The organism is Nocardia sp. CA-129566 (assembly GCF_050956075.1).
In the GTDB taxonomy this organism is placed as follows: domain Bacteria; phylum Actinomycetota; class Actinomycetes; order Mycobacteriales; family Mycobacteriaceae; genus Nocardia.
On record NZ_CP192085.1, the window covers coordinates 4,127,056 to 4,144,803 of the forward strand.

15 protein-coding genes and 1 pseudogene are annotated in these 17,748 nt (G+C 64.9%); 9 read left to right on the forward strand and 7 right to left on the reverse strand.

Annotated elements, in window-relative coordinates; genetic code table 11:
• The first annotated feature begins 128 nt into the window (after positions 1-128).
• The 7 genes and pseudogenes from ACQP0C_RS17820 to ACQP0C_RS17850 all read left to right on the forward strand — a co-directional run bounded on the left by ACQP0C_RS17820 (position 129) and on the right by ACQP0C_RS17850 (position 6,909).
• Positions 129-428: a hypothetical protein gene (locus ACQP0C_RS17820; RefSeq protein ID WP_433734001.1), complete on the forward strand. Its 300-nt coding sequence runs from the start codon at positions 129-131 to the stop codon at positions 426-428.
• Between the two features lie 396 nt (positions 429-824).
• Positions 825-1,411 (forward strand): annotated as a pseudogene (locus ACQP0C_RS17825) (zinc-binding dehydrogenase).
• A gap of 247 nt (positions 1,412-1,658) precedes the next feature.
• A complete protein-coding gene (locus tag ACQP0C_RS17830) occupies positions 1,659-2,543 on the forward strand; it encodes an SCO6745 family protein (protein ID WP_433734002.1) in 885 nt (294 codons plus the stop codon).
• Between the two features lie 195 nt (positions 2,544-2,738).
• Positions 2,739-3,443 (forward strand): hypothetical protein, encoded by a 705-nt coding sequence (locus ACQP0C_RS17835; protein ID WP_433734003.1) that lies wholly within the window; start codon positions 2,739-2,741, stop codon positions 3,441-3,443.
• Positions 3,444-3,627: 184 nt separating this feature from the next.
• A complete protein-coding gene (locus ACQP0C_RS17840) occupies positions 3,628-4,308 on the forward strand; it encodes a TetR/AcrR family transcriptional regulator (RefSeq protein WP_433734004.1) in 681 nt (226 codons plus the stop codon).
• A gap of 214 nt (positions 4,309-4,522) precedes the next feature.
• The gene (locus tag ACQP0C_RS17845) at positions 4,523-6,019 is read left to right on the forward strand and encodes an AMP-binding protein (RefSeq protein ID WP_433734005.1); all 1,497 of its coding nucleotides are present in this window, start codon (positions 4,523-4,525) and stop codon (positions 6,017-6,019) included.
• A gap of 230 nt (positions 6,020-6,249) precedes the next feature.
• Entirely contained in the window at positions 6,250-6,909 is a 660-nt protein-coding gene (locus ACQP0C_RS17850; RefSeq protein WP_433734006.1) for a TetR/AcrR family transcriptional regulator, read from the forward strand.
• Here the strand turns inward: ACQP0C_RS17850 and ACQP0C_RS17855 are convergent.
• From ACQP0C_RS17855 to ACQP0C_RS17875, 5 genes are all read right to left on the reverse strand, one after another.
• A complete protein-coding gene (locus tag ACQP0C_RS17855) occupies positions 6,906-8,003 on the reverse strand; it encodes a CSLREA domain-containing protein (protein ID WP_433734007.1) in 1,098 nt (365 codons plus the stop codon). The genes ACQP0C_RS17850 and ACQP0C_RS17855 overlap by 4 nt on opposite strands.
• Positions 8,004-8,296: 293 nt before the next feature.
• The gene (locus ACQP0C_RS17860; protein WP_433734008.1) at positions 8,297-9,652 is read right to left on the reverse strand and encodes an MFS transporter; all 1,356 of its coding nucleotides are present in this window, start codon (positions 9,650-9,652) and stop codon (positions 8,297-8,299) included.
• 811 nt (positions 9,653-10,463) lie between these two features.
• A complete protein-coding gene (locus tag ACQP0C_RS17865) occupies positions 10,464-10,646 on the reverse strand; it encodes a hypothetical protein (protein ID WP_433734009.1) in 183 nt (60 codons plus the stop codon).
• Between the two features lie 514 nt (positions 10,647-11,160).
• Positions 11,161-12,111 (reverse strand): TIGR03564 family F420-dependent LLM class oxidoreductase, encoded by a 951-nt coding sequence (locus ACQP0C_RS17870; RefSeq protein WP_433734010.1) that lies wholly within the window; start codon positions 12,109-12,111, stop codon positions 11,161-11,163.
• 436 nt (positions 12,112-12,547) lie between these two features.
• Positions 12,548-13,453: an alpha/beta fold hydrolase gene (locus tag ACQP0C_RS17875; RefSeq protein ID WP_433734011.1), complete on the reverse strand. Its 906-nt coding sequence runs from the start codon at positions 13,451-13,453 to the stop codon at positions 12,548-12,550.
• Between the two features lie 123 nt (positions 13,454-13,576).
• On the opposite strand from ACQP0C_RS17875, the gene ACQP0C_RS17880 reads away from it, so the two are divergent.
• Together ACQP0C_RS17880 and ACQP0C_RS17885 are read left to right on the forward strand one after the other, a co-directional pair.
• Positions 13,577-14,134, forward strand: coding sequence for a TetR/AcrR family transcriptional regulator (locus ACQP0C_RS17880; RefSeq protein ID WP_433734012.1), 558 nt, complete (start codon positions 13,577-13,579; stop codon positions 14,132-14,134).
• A gap of 307 nt (positions 14,135-14,441) precedes the next feature.
• The gene (locus ACQP0C_RS17885; protein ID WP_433734013.1) at positions 14,442-15,125 is read left to right on the forward strand and encodes a 2-phosphosulfolactate phosphatase; all 684 of its coding nucleotides are present in this window, start codon (positions 14,442-14,444) and stop codon (positions 15,123-15,125) included.
• 131 nt (positions 15,126-15,256) lie between these two features.
• Here the strand turns inward: ACQP0C_RS17885 and ACQP0C_RS17890 are convergent, their stop codons facing one another.
• Positions 15,257-16,054 (reverse strand): SDR family NAD(P)-dependent oxidoreductase, encoded by a 798-nt coding sequence (locus ACQP0C_RS17890; protein ID WP_433734014.1) that lies wholly within the window; start codon positions 16,052-16,054, stop codon positions 15,257-15,259.
• A gap of 370 nt (positions 16,055-16,424) precedes the next feature.
• On the reverse strand, positions 16,425-17,633 hold the full coding sequence (locus ACQP0C_RS17895; RefSeq protein WP_433734015.1) for a glycoside hydrolase family 76 protein: 1,209 nt from the start codon (positions 17,631-17,633) through the stop codon (positions 16,425-16,427).
• Positions 17,634-17,748: the final 115 nt, after the last annotated feature.

The following is a 17,748-nucleotide window of genomic DNA, read 5'->3' on the forward strand; positions in this document are numbered from 1 at the left end:
TTGGCTTGCGGCGGGCCGCGGGTTGCTGGCGTCGTTCCCAGAGGTAAATGCGATCCGTATGTTGCTGCCTCTTGCTATTACTGCTACCGCCGGAGGTGTCTCACGCTGATTCAAACCAAGGATTGATCATGAATTCTCACGACATAGATAATGCTCCCGACATCGATATCAACAGAGCCGGGTTTCATGCGGCTATGGAAGCCCTGATGATGGACGATCCTCACCCCAGTGATTGCCTTGGTGATTACTTTCAGGATTGTCCCTCACGCTGGCTGCAGAGAGCCCTCTACGCATATGAATGGGCAAAGCGAACCTACCTTGTTCAGGATCTTGGTTCCAACCTCTACCAGGAGCTTCCGCAGCCAGGCGAAGCTCGCGAAGCTGTTCTCCGTCATGAGTCCAGAGTGCAAGAAAAGTCGACACCGTGATGACCGTGTGGAGTTGCTCAGTGTGTGTGTAACACCCGCATGCACTGCAGCATCAATTCGCTGAGGGCGAGTTCCGGGTTCTGCCGGTCAATGACGTGGCGGCGGCGATCAGATCGCCTAGCGGCGCCGACGTCCGACCACCGATAGGCGGGCCAAATCGGCGGGTATACCCAGACGTCTGTTGCATAGATCGCGCTAGTCGCCGGTCCGTTCTGCTTGTGCGCGTTGGGATTTGCGCTGCCCTCGGCTGGGAACGGATCCCACTTGCCGGGCAAGTCCGTCGCCGAACGCACCGGCCACCGACCTCGAACCTCGGCCTGCGGCCGCATGGCCGTTGGGAAACGCGCGATAGGCGCCATGAGCGGATGTTTCTTGCAGTGGCGTTGAGGTCCCACAATCGTGCGTCCCATCGCCTACGGCACACCCGATGTGCTCGCCGTGACCGAGGTGCCGATTCCACGCGCGGCCGTCGACGGCGTGGTCGTCGAGGTCCGGGCCGCGGGAGTCAACCCGATCGACTGGAAGCTCTACAGCGGGGCTTTCCACGCCGTGGACGACGACCACAAGGATGCCGCCGGGGTCGCCGCCGCGATGCCCTCGCCGTCCCCGTCGTCTACGGCCCTGGGCTCGCCGACCGGGTGAACGCCGCTGCGCCGCAGGGCATCACCGCCGCAGTCGACTTCGCCGGTACCGACGAGGCGCTCGACGTCTCGCTGGAGTTGGTGGGCGATCGCACCCGGATCGCCTCGATCGCCGGATCGCCACGACGCGCCGCGGCCGGCATCAAGGTGCTCGGCTACGGGCCGGGGCAGGATGCGGGCACCGAAGTCCGCGGCGCGGCCCGCGGTGAACTTGTCGAGCGGGCCGGGTCCGGCGCGCTGCGCGTCATCGTCGATACCACCTTCCCGCTCGCCGAGGCCGCGAAAGCCCACGAGGTCGGCATCGCCGGACACGCACCCGGCAAGCTCGTGCTGATTCCCTGACCGCCAGGAACCATCGACCCTGGATGTCGTCGGCCAGGCACGCAGTCACCACCTCCACGTTGGCGGGCGTTCTACTGCAGCACTAGGACGGTAGGTGAAGTTGATTTCAGATTCAAGACTTGACGTAGATCACAACTTGATGTTGAGTTCAGTTTCAATTCGCTGGTCGAATGGTCCGCGCAACCTGACGCTCGGACCCGAACCATGACATGACGAGTGAGGGAACTGCATGGCTCCACCTGCGACGATGCCCAGTGTTTCGCCGGAGACCGCCCGGCTCAGCTTCCGTGCTCTCGAACCGATTCACGGGATGATCTACTTCAGCCCGCACGGCCGGGAGCGCTACGCCGAGATCGGCTTGACAGAGCGGGGCATGACATACTTCGCGCCCCGTTCGGCAGCGATGGGACCGGTCCCCGCGGACGTCTCCGTCGCGACATTCTTCAATTTCAATCCGGTGGCCGTTCGCTCGGCGCTGCCAGCGGCCTGGCACATCGCCACGCCTGCGGACGTCCTGGAAGCGAGGTACGAAGCCGTCGACCGCTCGCTGCGCCAAGCATGGGGCGAGGAAGTCGACGGCAGCGCGGTGCGCGAGGCGGCCGATCTTGCCCGCCGGGCCGCGGAACGCGCCTGCGAGCGGCCGCAGGGCCGTCCGCTGTTCGCCGGACACGCACAGCTGCCGTGGCCGACCGCTCCGCACATGGTGCTGTGGCACGCACAGACCCTGCTTCGGGAATTCCGCGGAGACGGCCACGTCGCGCTGCTGCTCACCGAAGGTCTCGACGGTCTGGAGGCGCTGATCACACACAGCGCGACGGGGGTCATCAGCGCGGAAGTCCTACGCGCCAGCCGGTACTGGAGTGAGCAGGAGTGGGCTGCCGGAATCGAGCGGTTGCGTTCGCGCGGTTGGCTTCTCGACGGACCGGGCCTCGCGTTCAGCGAGGAAGGACGGCGGCGCCGGCAGTCGATCGAGGATCGGACCGACCAACTCGCGGTGTATCCGTACGAAGAACTCGGTGAGCAGGGGTGTGCGCGTCTGCGTGAGCTGTGCCTGCCGCTGACGAGGGCGGTTGTGCATGCCGATCTGGGCTTCCCAGCCGAACTGGTTTCCCGGCATACGAACGCCCGGTGACCGCACCGGCGAGGCCCAGGCCGGTCATTTGATTCAGCAGGAGCGACCCGAGGCGGTCGACGAGGCGCTTGTGCAGTTCCTCGACTCCATTTGATGCGCATGGAGTCGGGATGAGGGGCGACCGAATTGCCGCCACCGGCGTGTATCCGATGTTTCTCGAACGTGAGGTTCGAGGCAGAAAGAAGAAGGAAACAGATGAGGAAAACGATTGCAGCAGCGTCGCTGCTCGTCTCGACACTCGGCGTCACGGCCGGAACGGTATCGGCGGCACCGGCCGATACCGCGGCGGTGGGCTACAAGGTTTCGGTCGGAGAGCGATCGTCGGTGATCGATCTCGCTGCCGGCTCGGTTACCGTCGAAGAGGGGGTGCTGAAGATCAAGGCGCCCGGCGGTGCTGTGCTGGCGGGCTCGGAATTGTCCTTCCGGGTGGATGACTACGTCTTCCCGATCGCCGCCGAAATCCGCGACCGCACCGCTACTTTGACACCGCAGTTCGACCTCGAGCACGCTGTGTACAAGCCGGTGGCCCTGCCCTACGAAGACCAGGCTCCCTGGAAGACCCAGTACGACCGGGAACAGGCCGCCTGGGCGCGACTGTCCTCGACGATCCTCATGGGCGCGACGATCGGCACCACCGTCGGCGGCATCGGCGGCGCGGCAGTCGGTTGCGTGCTGGGCGGGATCGCCGGGGCGACCGTCGCCTCCGCGGCGATTGTCGGCTTGTTCGGAGCCTTCATTCCGGCAGCCGCCATCGGATGTATCGGAGGAATCGTCGCCCTCGGTGCGCTGGGAACGTTGGCGGGCCAGCTTCTCGTTACCGCTCCGGTCGCGATCATGGCGGCTGTCCAGTACTTCACGACGATCAACCAGCCGGCGCCTGCGCCTGCGCCTGCGAAGTAACGCCAACTCGCAGATCGATCCGGTGCGACCATCGCCCTGCCCAGTCGGTGCCAACCCCGGCTGGGCAGGGCCCTGGCTTTTCACGGCCGACGCCGTGACCGCACGCCGCGGCGCCGAGTGCAGACCGACAATGGGTGTGCGACGATCACTCGGAGAATGCACGGCAGGACAGGGAGGGCGGTTGATGGCCAGGACGGCCGACGACGAAGCGGCATCCGCGGAGATCCCCGCACTGGCCGATACCTCTGTCCTTCGAGAGCCTCCACTGACGGCCCGCGGTTTGCGAACGCGGGCGGCGCTGGTTGCCGCGGCCAGAGTCGTGTTCGAGCGCGACGGCTACCTCGATGCGCGGCTATCGGATATCACGACCGAGGCGAAATGCTCCACGGGTAGCTTCTATACGTATTTCTCGAGCAGGGAAGAGATTCTGCAGGGGGTGCTCGAAGCGGCGCAGCACGAGATGCTGCATCCGGGCATGCCGCGGCTGAGCGTTGACGAGGCATCTCCGATAGCGGTAATCGAGGCGAGCAACCGTGCCTACTTCGAGGCGTACAAGCGGAACGCGAAATTGATGCTGATCCTCGATCAAGTGGCCGCGATCGATCCGAAGTTTCGCGAAATTCGCCGACGTCGAGCCCGTGCCTTCGCCGACCGTAACGCTCGATCCATCAGGGATTTACAGGAACGAGGCCTCGCCGACCGGGAACTCGATCCCTACACCGCGTCGCGCGCGCTGTCGGGCATGGTCGGCCGGATGGCGTACTACGCGTTCTCCCTCGAAGAGGAGACCTCGCTCGACGATCTCGTTCGAACAGCTACGCGCCTGTGGGCCAATGCGCTGAAAATCGACGAGGCCGCAGACTGAGTGCACTGTCGGTAGACCGCACGGTCTCCGGCAGAACCGCGCTTCGGTCGGTCGAGGCGTGCCTCCGTTCGGGGCTGTTCCGATCGCTTTCACGTGTGTTCCGCTCAAGCGGTTGTCGCGCAGTTTCCCTTGCAGAATTAGTTGAAGTTGACGCCATATTCAATTACGGTGCGAGGTGGATCACATGCCAGCTAGGCCAGAAGGAGGGACTCGGATGGCCAACGTCGCCGGTCCGATGTGGAAGAACGCGCTCGATCGGCCCGAGGCGATCGCGCTGCGGGCACGGGGTGAGGAATGGAGCTATGGCCGGCTGAAGGATTCGGCGGCGGCATTCGCCGGCGCCCTGCGTGCGGCCGGGATCGAAAGTCGCGACCGCGTGCTGCTGGTGGCGCCCAGCGTCCCGGAATTCGTCGTGGCCTATATGGGTGCGCACCTCGTCGGTGCCATCGTCATCACCATGAACACGATGGCGACCGGAGCCGAAATCGGTTATGTGCTCGATGATTCCACGGCACGGCTGGTCATCGCGTGGCACGAGGCGACAACATCGGCCGAGAAGGCTGCGCGCGAGCGCGGACTCCCGCTCTGGGTGCTCGAACATGGCGCACAGCGCTACCAGGCGGAGCCGCTGTGCGAACCGGTCGATCTCGACCCGGGCGATATCGCAGTTCTGCTCTATACCTCCGGCACCACGGGGAAGCCGAAGGGCGTCGAGCTCACGGTTGCCAACCTGCACGCGGCGTCCACGATATTGATCGACTACCTGGGTGTGACAAGCGAAGACCGGTTGGGCACAGCGCTGCCGCTGTTCCACGTTTTCGGGCAGTCGGTTGTCTTGAATACCGCTCTGCACCTGGGTGGGTCGCTGTCGTTGCTGTCGCCGTTCGATCCCGGGCGCATGCTCGAGATGGTGCGTGCGGACGAGATGACCCTGATGTCGGGTGTTCCGACGATGTGGAACGCGATGCTGCATGCCGCAGGCGATTTCGGGCCCGAGCAGTTCCGGAAGCTGCGGATGGCTTCATCGGGCGGCGCGTCGCTGCCGGCGGAGGTCATCCGCGCTTTTCGCGAACGGTTCGGTTGCGAGATCATCGAAGGCTACGGGCTCACCGAGTCGTCGGGGGTAGCGACGTTCAACCCGAGCGGTAAGGATCCGAGAGTTGGATCCGTAGGGCTTCCTTTGCCGGGCATGAGAATTGAGGTTCGGGGCACCTCGGGCTCGGTACTCGCTCCCGGTGAGGTAGGCGAGTTGTACCTGTCCGGGCCGACGGTGATGCGGGGGTACTGGAACCGGCCCGAGGCCACCGCATCCGACCTGCGAGACGGCTGGCTCGCCACCGGTGATCTAGGCAAGGTGGACGAAGACGGCTATGTCTACATCATCGACCGGGCCAAGGACATGATCATCCGAGGCGGCTACAACGTCTACCCGCGTGAGGTCGAAGAAGTGCTGTACGAGCACCCCGACATCGTCGAGGCGGCGGTGATCGGTGTGCCCGACGAGCACTACGGCGAGGAGGTCGCCGCGGTGATAACCCTGGCCGCCGGAGCGGAACTGGCACCGGATGACCTGCGGAGCTGGGCCAAGGAGCAGCTGTCGGCATACAAGGTTCCGCGCCTGTTCGCGTTCGTGGACCATCTGCCGAAGGGTGCCACCGGAAAGATCCTGAAACGCGCGATCGACTGGAACTCGTTGGCAGGCCGAGCCTGAACCACGCCGCGGGGCGCTCGACCTGCCTCGGCATACTCGGAATGCCTGAAAGGACAGCGTCTTCGGGTGCTCGGGCTCGGCAAGTTCCGCGCCGGTGACGCTCTCGAGAAGTCCTGGGGCGGGTCGACAGCGTTTCGACGCGGCAGTCGGTCGGTGCGGGTGCAGGTGTGTGCCGATCGGCTGGCGGAGTTGGTGTGGGGCCGGTGGGCGCACCTGATATGAAGGTGTGGATGGGACGTAGGAAGTTGCTGGAACCGACACTGCCGAGCTTGCCGCACGGGCCGCACGGTCTTGCTCGTGATCTGGTGACGGGATCGCAGCGTCAGCGGCTGTTGTTCGGGGTGACGGTCGTCGTCGCGGACCGCGGCTACCTCAACGCGACAGTCGCGGATATCGCTGCGACAGCGAAGGTTTCGCGACGAACGTTCTATCAGCATTTCCTGGACAAGCAAGCGTGCTTCCTCGCCGCGGCCGAGACGGGTCGTGATCTGATGATCGATCATCTCGAGCACGTGATGGCGCAGGTATTGTCCGAACCGGTGGAGCCTGTCGAGGCTCTGCGGCGCGGCATTCGGGAGTATCTCACCCTGTTGCGTGAGGAACCATCGTTCGCCCGCTCGTTCTATCTCGAGACCGCAGTGGCCGGCCCGCGCGCGATCGAGTCGTTCGAACGCTGCCAACGCTGGTTTGCCGGATTCATCCGATCGTGGCGCGAAGCGGCAGGCCCCGTCGATCCATCGGTCCCCGACTACGCGTATTTAGCGGTGACCGATGCGACCAACGAGGCCGTGCGCCGAACCCTTCGTGCCGGAGGTGATTTGCTCGAGCTCGAGGACAGTGTGATGTACATGCACCATGCACTGCTCGGGCTGGCAATTGCTGCCGATTAGGACAGGACTCTGTCGCCTGCGGCGGTGAGATCGCAGGAAGCGTCGTCGCTGGTGTTGCCGCCTTCGGAGACGATCCGCGCGAACACCTTCGTGCAGCTGGCCGCAGCGGCACCGGAGGTGTTCGCCGTGATAGTGGAGTTCCGCAAAATCACGGTGCCCAAGGGAACGTCGACCCGATCCGTCACTTGGTGCGGGAGGGTGTCGAGGTAGGCCGGTGCCACGTTGATGCCGCTGCCGCCGTCCGGGGCAGTGTTTCCGGTGATCATGGCGTGATCGAAAGTCACCACGCCCCGGCCCCGGACATCCACACCGCCGCCGCGACCAGCGAATCCACCAGGGCGGTACCACTCGCCGGGATTGACCACTCGGTTGTCGGAGATGGTGGAGTCGGTGAAGGTACAGGTGTTGTCGCACCGCACACCGCCCGCCTCGCCGGAGGTATTGCCGGTGATAGTCGTATTCTTCGTCTGCAAGTCCGACCCCGGCACGTTGAAGATGCCGCCGCCGTACCCGGCGCTATTGCCCCGAACTGTGACGTCGTCGAGTGCGAGGTTCGACGAATTGGCTATGCCGCCACCGCCGGTGTCGTAGAACGGGATCTCGTGTTGGGCGGCGACTCCGCCGGTCACTGTCAATTCCGCCACTGTTACGGGCGCGGCAACACTGAGGACTCTGTCGATCCCGTTGGCGTCCAGCACTGTCCGATCGCGGCCGGCGCCGCGCAGCACCGTCGGCGCGGTGAGGTTCAGGTCACCCGTGGTCGCATCGGGGTTGCGGCCCTGCACTTTCCGCGGGTCGGGCGGAATCGTCAGGACATACCGTCCGGCCGGCACCACGATCGTGCTTCCTGGACGGGCATTGGCGGTTTGCACCGCAGCGCGCAGTGTGCAGGTGCCAGAGGCCGTGCGGCACAGCCCACTTCGGGGGTCCGCCGCGATCTCGTCCGCGGTCGTGTTCACCGTGATCACCCCTGGAGAGTCGGCACCGGGTGCGGTATCGGCGTAGGCCGCTGCGGGGAATCCGGCTGCGGTTCCAATGATCAGGGCTGTGATAGCGACGGCGCCGGCCGCCCCAGCAGAGGTGTTTGTCGTCATGAAGTCTCTGATCCAATCATGGACATGGAGTAGGGAACGCATGCGTATGAGTGGGGTACGCGAATGTTTACAACTTCTAGCAGAGTGACGCACCGTCGGTGGTGTTTCCGGGAATCTTTTTGGCGGTTGACAATTCGCTCACCCCGGCATCCCGGAACGACAGGGTGGCGACTCCCTGAGAAGCGCCCAGCGGCAAGCGGCGACCGGCCACACCCTGAGCGTTCAGAGCAACTGACTCTGAACGCCGACAGGAGCGGCGATGTCCCAGGACATCGCCGCTCCGTCGGGATCGGTCAGGGTTGGACGGCGACCGAGGCGCTCTCGCCGGCCATCGCGGACTGTTTGCGTGCAACCGTTTCCGGCAGCGCCCAGGCGCTGCCGAGCGTGCACAGCGCCATGATCATGACGAAGACAGAGACCGCCCTGGTCGATCCGGTCGCTGCGAGCAGCGCGGTCATGAGGAAGGGAGTGCCGCCGCTGACCAGGATGGCGGCCAGTTGGTAGGCCATCGTGATGCCCGAGTAGCGGATTCGGGGCTCGAACAGTTCGGCGAGATACGCCGCGAGCGGGCCGTACACCAGCCCCGACCCGAGACCGCTGCCGACGACGGTCGCGATCAGGATCGCGGCGAGCGAGCCGGTCTCCACCAGCCAGAAGAAGGGAAATGCCCAGAGCGCCATGATCGCTGCGCCGGTGAGGATCAACGGGCGGCGACCGAAGCGGTCCGACAGCGAGCCGGCGAGATAGATCACGGGCACGCTGATGGCGGAGGAGAGCAGCGAGACGGTCAACAGGCCTTGGCGCTCCAGCCCGAGTTTCCGGACGCCGTAGTCGAGTACGCCGGCGACGCTGATGTAGAAGATGGCATTGCTTCCGAACAGCAGCCCGGCGCCGAGTAGGACTCGCTTCGAATGCTTGCGCAGCACTTCGACAATCGGGGCCTGCGCGATCGTGGTCGAGGCTTCGTCGGCACGGTCTCGGAGTCGGCGGAACTCAGGGGAGTCCTCGATGCGCAGCTGAATGAACAGCACCACGAGGAACAGCACGGCGCTGGCCAGGAACGGGATCCGCCAACCCCAGCTCAGGAAGTCGTGACCCTTGACGAATCCGCTGACCAGGAGAAATGCGCCCGTACCCAGCATCAGGCCCAAGGGCACACCCATCTGGCCGAAGGTGCCCGCCTGGCCTTTGCGGTTGGGCCTGGTGGTTTCGGTGAGCAGCAGGGTGACCCCACCCCACTGTCCGCCCACGGCAATGCCCTGGAGGAACCGCAATGCAACGAGCAGAATCGGCGCGGCCACCCCGATCGACTTGGCGGTTGGCAGCAGGCCGATCGCGCAGGTGGATGCCGCGACCAGGATCAGGCACGAGACCAGTGCCGGCTTGCGGCCGAAGGTGTCGCCGATATGCCCGAACACCAGACCGCCGAGCGGTCGAGCGATAAAGCCCGCCCAGAACGTGCTGAAGGACAGCAGCGTACCCATGAGTGGTGACGCATTGGGAAAGAACAGCTTGCCGAACACCAAGGCAGCGGCCGTTCCGTAGATGAAAAAGTCGTACCATTCGATCGAACTGCCGACCAGGGCAGCGGCCATGAGTCGCCGCAATTTCTTCTGATCCGGCCTGCCGGAATCCGAGTTCGGAGTCATACCTATCTCCAAGTTGAGAATGAAACTGATGTGACGCTGGTCACGCAGTGGTCGGGAACGCTACTTGAAGTTGACGTCGGATTCAATAGCTTTGGCCGGATTTCCTCGCTAGTGGACGACCACGTCGCAATTCGCCCATGGACCCGGTCGATGTGCGCAACGCTCAGCAGGCGAGGCCGATCCCGCTGAGGCAGTTGCCCTGCCATGACTTGATGTGTTCTGCTGCGCGCACACTCCCCGCGATCGCTGATGCGCGCCGATGGCCGCCCCCGAGCAGGGCGATAGTTGCCTGGCCCGGTCGGGCTCCTCGCGGGGAGGGCTGAACCGTTGCGGCCGAAGATCGCCGACCTGTACCGTCTGCCTTTGTTCGCAGAGATGGTTCATGGTGTGCCGCTGCTTGCACACCTTGACGAGCGGGTGTTTCGGGCCGTGCACCGTTAGATCGGACGGGGTTCGGGATGGACCAGTCGTCTAACACGAAAGTAGGGATTTACCAGGTGCGTTGAGGTTCACGGAGGCTTGCCGATGAGATCAGATCCTGTGTCAGCGGGCCGGGAGATCGAGTTGCCTGCCCAGAAGATGAGCCCAGTCGTGGCTATGTCCGGGTCTGATCGCAGTCGTCGACGAGGCTATCGCTGTGCACAGCATTTGCGATGGCGAGCGATGCCCGCGGTCCGGAACTCGCCTGTAGGACGACTGTTCGGACAGGGACGGCGTTGCCAGCCCAGTAATCGGGTGTGGCGACACGAAAAGTGTTGCTGCAGAGCCTGCGCCGCAGGTCATCCCGCACGTGACTCTCGGCGAGCCATGATCATCTCGTGGTCATCGGAATGTATTCGGGCATGTCGCCGACGAGGACCGCGCCGAGTATGCGGGCCTGCAGGTCGGTGACCTTCCGGTGGGTGATCCGGTAGCCAAAGGTGGGATGGCGGACTTCGACGTCGAGTTGGCGTTCGTACGCTCCGAGGACTGTGCGGCGGCCATTGGAGGTCAACGTGACCGAGCCGCTGCGGCGGAGGAAGTCCGCGGGGCGGACTTCGGGTGGGTCCCGCTATCGGTGGCCGGAGGTCCAACGGCGCAACCATGTCGCGACCGGCCGGTGCAGGGTTGCCAAGTGTGCTGTGTGTAGATGCGGCCGAGTAGTCAGATCATATTGAATTAGCCTGCGCTGCAGGCAAATCCGTCCGATGACGCCGCCCTCTTCGAGGCGGAACGCTCTCACGGCGAGCCAGAGGATGGATAGCGTGATTCAGCTGAGCAACGATGATCTCGACCATGGTCTGCAGCCTGAGGTAGCGATAGTGAACAAGCGCGATGGCGATCTCGGGCCACTGCGTAAACTGCTTTGCGCGCCGACGGTGAGAGGCCGAACAAGCAGATTCGGGTGATCGGTGCTACCGCTTCCCTCGATCGGGATGGGATGTGGACCACGGGTTCGGTGGGTCTTGGGGTTGGTCGGCGACGCCGTGCGCGGGTGCGCCGAGGCCGAGCTCGCCGATCGCGCGATGCTATACCGCGGGCAGGGCTGCGGCCGCCGAGGAGCCGGCTCGGTCGGCCGTGAGTGCCGCGGCCAGCGCCCAGGTGCGGTGCTGATCGTCGGGACCGGCCAGATCTGTGCTGGTCAGCACGACCTCGGTGGCGCCTGCGTCGTAGTAGCGCTGGATTCCGGCGGCGATGGTCTCCTCGTCGCCGATGAGCGCCAGTTCCGCCGCCCGCGAGGCACCTTCGAGTTCGATGACCCGGCGATAGGACGGCACCTGCTCGTAGAACGCCAGCTGTTGCACAGCCGCCGCGCGGGTGCCCTCGACATCGGAGGTGACGACTGCCGGGACGAAGGCAACGATGCGCGGTGCGGTTTCCGACGTCTGGGTGATCACCGGCACGATGTGCTCGCTCAAGGTCTTCGGGCCTGCCAGATACGGCAGGATACCGTCGGCGAGTTCCCCGGTGACGCGTAGTGCTTGCGGCCCCATCGCGGCCACCAACACCGGTACGCGTGGTTCTGCCCCGGGAACCGCGGTCGGCAGCGGCGGTGTGACCGTCAGCAGTTCGCCGTGGAAGTCGGCGGTGCCCGTGTCGAGCAATTCCCGCAGCCCGGTGAGGAACTCGCGCAAGCGGGTAATGGGCCGATCGAAGGCCGTGCCGAACGCGCCGGCCGCCAGCGTCGATCCGACGGCCAGACCCAGATGATAACGCCCGTGCGTCGCGGCTTGGGCGGTCTGCGCCTGAGAGGAGACCAGCAGCGGATGGCGGCCGACCACGGGGATGGCCGAGGTGCCGACCTGTAGACCGGGCACCTCCCGGCCCACGATCGCGGCAAGGGCGGGGGAGTCGTAGTCCATCCGCTGTCCGAACCACACCGACCCGATACCCAGCTCGGCGACCGAGCGGGCCTGCGCCACGATCTGGTCGACGCAGTTGCCCGAATTCGAGGCAGCGAGCGCAATTCCGAGAGTCATGCCAGGGGCAACCCGCGTGCGTGAGCGCCTGTTCCCGAACGGCGAGATGAAATCAGCTTGATCACAAAGCTTTTCGTCGTCCGGGAGTCTGTGGGTCGATCCTCTGGGAGGGGACGCGCCGACGCGGCAGTGGCGACCGGGCGCTGTCATGGGGAAGACCTGTGCTCCGCCAGTTCAGCAGATGGACCAACCACCGCGGGTGATCGACCGCGGAGTGCTCCTCGACGCGCGTGTACCCGAACGTTTCAGCGATGCCGTCGAGTCGATGGATCCGGTTGCCGGCATATTCCCGGGCCCGCAACGTGCCCGGATCGTTTCTCGACGAACACGAATTCTTCCGTCCCGTCACGGAATTGGAGCATCGCTTCGGTGCCGTCGGAGCCGCCGGCGCTCCGGCGGTCGGGGTGACCGCGGGTCCGGGGTGACGGCGGGACGCTCATTCCTCATCCGAACGCTGTCTCTGACCACCAGCGTGTTCTCGCAGGAAAGGCACTACGTGTTCCAGGAACGCCGCCGGTCGTTCGTTGTACGGTTCGTGACCGGTCGGTAGCGACACCCATTTCGCATGCGGTATCGCGCGCCGTGCTCGTCGCCCGTCGAGGGCGGATGAGACGACGGGATCGCGACGGCCCCAGATCAATAGCGTCGGCACGCTGACTCCCTCAGCGGGGGCGCTCAGGTCGAACGCCGGGTCGGCGAAGCTGCGCCACACCGAGGAGTACACGGCCAGGCGAGCACGATCGTTCTTGATCGCCTTGGTACGGCGATAGGTTTCACGAGCGCTGGGAGTGCTCAAACGGCCGAGATACGCCCGTGCCATCGGGCCGACCAGGTGCCTGGCAATGGCTGGGCGACCGAGCACCGATCGACACGCTGCGCGAGTGAGTGGGTTCTGCCTCGTGAAGCCGCCCGGGTCGACGAGCACCAGACTGGTGATCACGTCCGGTCGCAGTTGCGCGAGCCGGACCGCAACATAGCCTCCCACACTGTTACCGATGATCGAAACCCGCTCGATCCCATGGGCGCTGAGGGTATCGAGCACCTCTGCGGCAACGTTGACCAGCGATGCGGCAGTGATCGTTTCCGGGGCATGGGCCGTCGACTTGCCGTAGCCGGGCCAGTCGACCGTGGCCACGGTGTGCTCCGAGGCCAGGACCGGTAACACTGCATCGAAATCCCGACTGTCGCCCGGATTGGCATGCAACAGCAGCACGGCTGAGGATCCCGCGTCGGGATGCCGAGCCAGCCGAAGCGCAACATCTCCCAGAACGGCCGGCACAACGAGGGAGGTCGCCGCCGTTCCTGCGCCGCGCGGACCTGCAGTGGTCGGATCGGTAGTCATGCTGCGCCCCTCTTCATCCCGAATGCATCGGCTGATCGGTCGGACCAGCGATGACCGACCAGTCGGTCATAAGCTAGCATGGTCTAGGTTCATACGGAAGACCGCCGCAGTGAAAGGACCTCCATGGCACGTCCCGCCGATCCCGGTCGCAACGCCCTACTGGACGCAGGCGCGGTCGTCGCCGAGCGACAGGGTTTGCACGGCTTGACCGTCAATGCGGTCGTCGGTGTCGCCGGCATGGCGAAAGGGAGCTTCTACCAGCATTTTCCGAGTCGCCGCGATTACATCGTCTCGCTGCATCGCCGGTACCACGACGCGATCACAGAGTCGATCCTGGCTGCCATCAAAGAGATCGAGCCCGGTGCCGACCGGCTGCGTCTGGGGATGAACGCCTACCTCGACGCATGCTTGCGTACGCGCGGTACGAAGGCGTTTCTCGCCCAATCACGCACGGAAAGCGACTTGCTCGATGAAGTGCGCGCCCGCAACAGCACGATGGCCGAGCTGGTGGAACCGGACCTCGCGGCGATCGGCAGAAGGGTGCCAGCACCGGCAGCTGAGCTGTTCATTGCGATGGTCGCCGAAATCGCGTTGGCCGAGTTGTACGGCAATGGACCCCGTGATGATCTCCGTATCGCCGCTATCGACCTGGTTACCTGCCGATGCGCGGATGGCGGCTAGACGGCACCGAAGTGGGTATCGGGCAATCGACCGAGCCGACGGGCAACGCCAGCGGATCGATCGAGACTTGGCGCCCTATGAATAGAACGGCTGCTGAGCCGAGTCAGGGCGCCCACACATTCGAATCTGCCATTGAACTCCCACAACCCCTGGCGTTGCGCCTACGGTCGAATCGATGACCGCGCATGGCGATTCAGCCCAGCGGTCGAGTCTCCTCCGCCCGGCCGCGGGATCTCCTGTGTCAGGATCGGTGAAACCGAACGCCCGCCCAGGCCGAAGACCGATCCTTCTGATGCACGATGTGTAGATGCGCTCCACTTTCGCCGGCGTGACGCAGTTGCGTGCTGTGCCTCGGGTAGCTGTCGTCATCGATGTCATGCGTGCGTTCACCACCGCGGCGTACGCCCTTGCGGGTTCCGCCGAAAAGATCGTCTTCGCTGGCACCGATGACGCGGCATTGGAACTGAAGGCACGCCACCCGAATTGGCTCGCTGTGCGCGACGGCGCACCGGCACCGGGGTTTGATCTGACGAACTCGCCCGGACAGATCAAGACACGGGATCTGCAAGGTCGCACCGTGGTGATGAAGACGACCGCAGGTACCGCGGGCGCACTGGGCGTCGCCGGTGCCGAGGTGGTTCTGTGTGCGAGTTTCGTTGTCGCGCAAGCGACAGCGAGACATCTGCGGAAGCTGGCACCCGAGCACGTGGTCTTCGTGATCACCGGAGACAACGGATGTGCCGAGGAGGATTTGGCATGTGCGCAATACATCGCCGCGTTGCTCACAGCCGACGACGTGGATCCGCTTCCGTTCATCGAACGAGCCCTGCACTCGACCGCCGCGAAGGAGCGGACAGAGGGTGTGGACGAGGGATACCGAGGAGTCCATCCTGACGACGTACAGCTATGTCTGGAGGTCGACACTCACGCATTCGCGATGACCACGACCAACGAGGCGTGGGGCATGACCTTGGGTATCGAGGAGCCCTGATCCGAGGCCCTCCCGATACCGCGGATGGGCGCGATAACTGCCGATGGCGGTTGGGAATTCGCTACCGCTGCAGCTGTCGGCTCATGGATCGTGTCTTGCTCGGGACTCGACGACAGCGTCCGTTATGTGACTCAGTAATAGACCGGGCCGGGTACGCCGCCGCCCACCGCGATAGCGTCGCCGGTGATGGCGATGCTGCGCGGTGATGCGAGAAAGGTGACCACGTCGGCGACCTCTCGAGCGTCGATGACCCGGCGCACCGAGTTCCTCGTGAGTTCGGCTTCGAGTTCGGCGACGGTACTGCCGGATTCCTCGGCTTGCGCGGTCAAACGGTCGGTGAGGCGTTCGGTTCTGGTCAGGCCCGGGTGCACGACTGTCACATTGATCCCCTTCGGGCCGAGTTCGTCGGCGAGGTTCTTGGTCAGTGCGGATACGCTGACGTTGCGAATGGTCTGGGCGATGGAATTGGCCTGTCGCGCACCTAGTCCGCTGATATTGATGATCCGGCCCCAACCTTGCGCGATGAAGTGCGGTGCGACCGCACGCGCGGTACGTAGATAACCGAGCACTTTGATCTCGATCTCCCGACGAACGATATCGTCGGTGGTCGCGGTCAGATCGGTGGGGGATCCGGCGCTCCACGGCGTCGCGGCGGAATTCACCAGGATGTCGACACCGCCTAATTCGGCGACAGTGCGCTGGACGAGTTGTTGGACTTGGCCGTCGTCGCCGGTGTCGGTAGGTATCGCGATTACTCGCCGGCCGGTCTCATCGTTCAAGGTCCGCGCTGCGGCCTCGAGTCGTTCGGCCGAGCGCGCCGCGATCACCACATCCACGCCTTCGGTCGCCAGTCCACGAGCAATGGCCAGTCCGATGCCTCGGCTGCCGCCGGTCACGATCGCGCGTTTTCCGTCCAGGTTCAGATCCACCCGGTCGACGCTAACAAGCCCGGTCGCACTGGTGACCGATCCCGCTCGGGTTGATCTGAATTCAATTCTGGCGGTGATGTTCGCGCGGTGGGCCGCAAGTCCGAGTTGCGGAGAGCTTCACGGGGTGGGTGCGCTCACGACGGCCGCACGCCGGGTATTCGATCGACAGTTGCCGGGGCGCCCGTGGCCGTAGCCGTGCAAGCACCCCCGGATTAGAGGTCGGACAACGGGTTTCGTCGTGATCGGCCAGGGCATGGGTTGAGATCGCGTCCCACGCGAACATGCCTTCGACCGGGTTCTGGTGGACGGCTACGAAATGCAGTGCTGCCACTTGCGAACAGATCGAGCATCCTTACCGGCCGCCGTGGGCTCAGCGTCCCGCGGCGGTGAGCCGGTAATCCGCTTCGAGCAGCATCCACCCGCTCAGCTGTACCGAGAGATCGCGGCTCAGGTTCGTCGACGACGCGGCGGACGAGTGCGTGAGCGGGGGAAAGGTTCTCGGATGCCCCGGGACCGTGACCGCGCGGGTCCAGTCCGGACCGAACAGGGGTAGCCCGTCCACCTCGGCGCGGTTTTCCCAGGCCGACCGCGCGGAAGCATGCACGATATTCGCGGCGGTGGTGTCGTTCAAGGCCAGTGCGGCTTCGGCGAGATACCTGGCGAGGATGCCCATGAACAGTCCGGAGTCGTTCCCGGAGGCCGCGGCGATCACCCCCGCGTTCGTGAGCCGGTCCTCGGTTGCGGCAACTAGTGCTGCCACGCGGCTGCGATGGCTCGATTCGCCTGTGCGCACGGCCAGCTCGGTTTCGAGCCCGATGGTCACGCCCTGGCTGTAGGTGTGGATAGTCCGGTCCACTGGTCCGCCGGGCTCATGGACACCGTCGAGGATCAGGCCGCTGTCGGCGTCGCGCAATCGGGTGTGCAAGAAATCGGCAAGTTGTCGGGCGCGGGACAATTCGCCCAAACGTGCCATAGCGATACCGGTCGGACCGATCGCAGGGGTGTTGTAGAAATCGTCGCCGGAGCGCCAGGGCACCGCACCGATGACCGGGTTCCAGCCGTCGATCAAGGCGGCCCGCAGGTCCTCGACGGCGTCGCTGAACCGGACACCGAGCAGCCGGTCGGTGCGTTCGAGCGCCAGCACCAGCCACGACATATCGTCGTAGTACCGGTTGGTCCAGCCGGTGAGATTGCGGGTCCGGATGCCGTGTGCGAGGGCGACGACCCGGTCGATGCGTTCGGGGGTGCGGTCGCGGTACGCGGCGTCCACCGCACAGTCGAGAAGGTGGGCTTGCCACCAGTAGCACCATCGCACGAACGACTGGTCCAGCAGGGACGCCGGCCAGACGAGCGTGCCCAGCCGAATCTGCGGCTGGCCCCAGAGCGCGCGCACGTGCCGCTGCACGATCGCCTGTTCGGCCAGTTCCGCCCGCTTCCTGGGTTCCTCGGGGCCGCCGTCTGACACCTTCCGCGTGATCGTCCCCGCCTGCGTCGGCTGTGCCATGGCGGTGAGTGCGATCGAGGCTCCGGCCGCCAACAGCACACTGCGCCGGCTGATCCCCTTGTTCCGGCGATCCATCCGCTCGGACTCCCTTTATCGAACAACGATCACCGGAGCCGGGAACCGTGCAGGTACATCCTATCCCGCAACGACCGGCGCGGCGCGGCGCCGACCGGCTGCCCCAGGTGCGCGA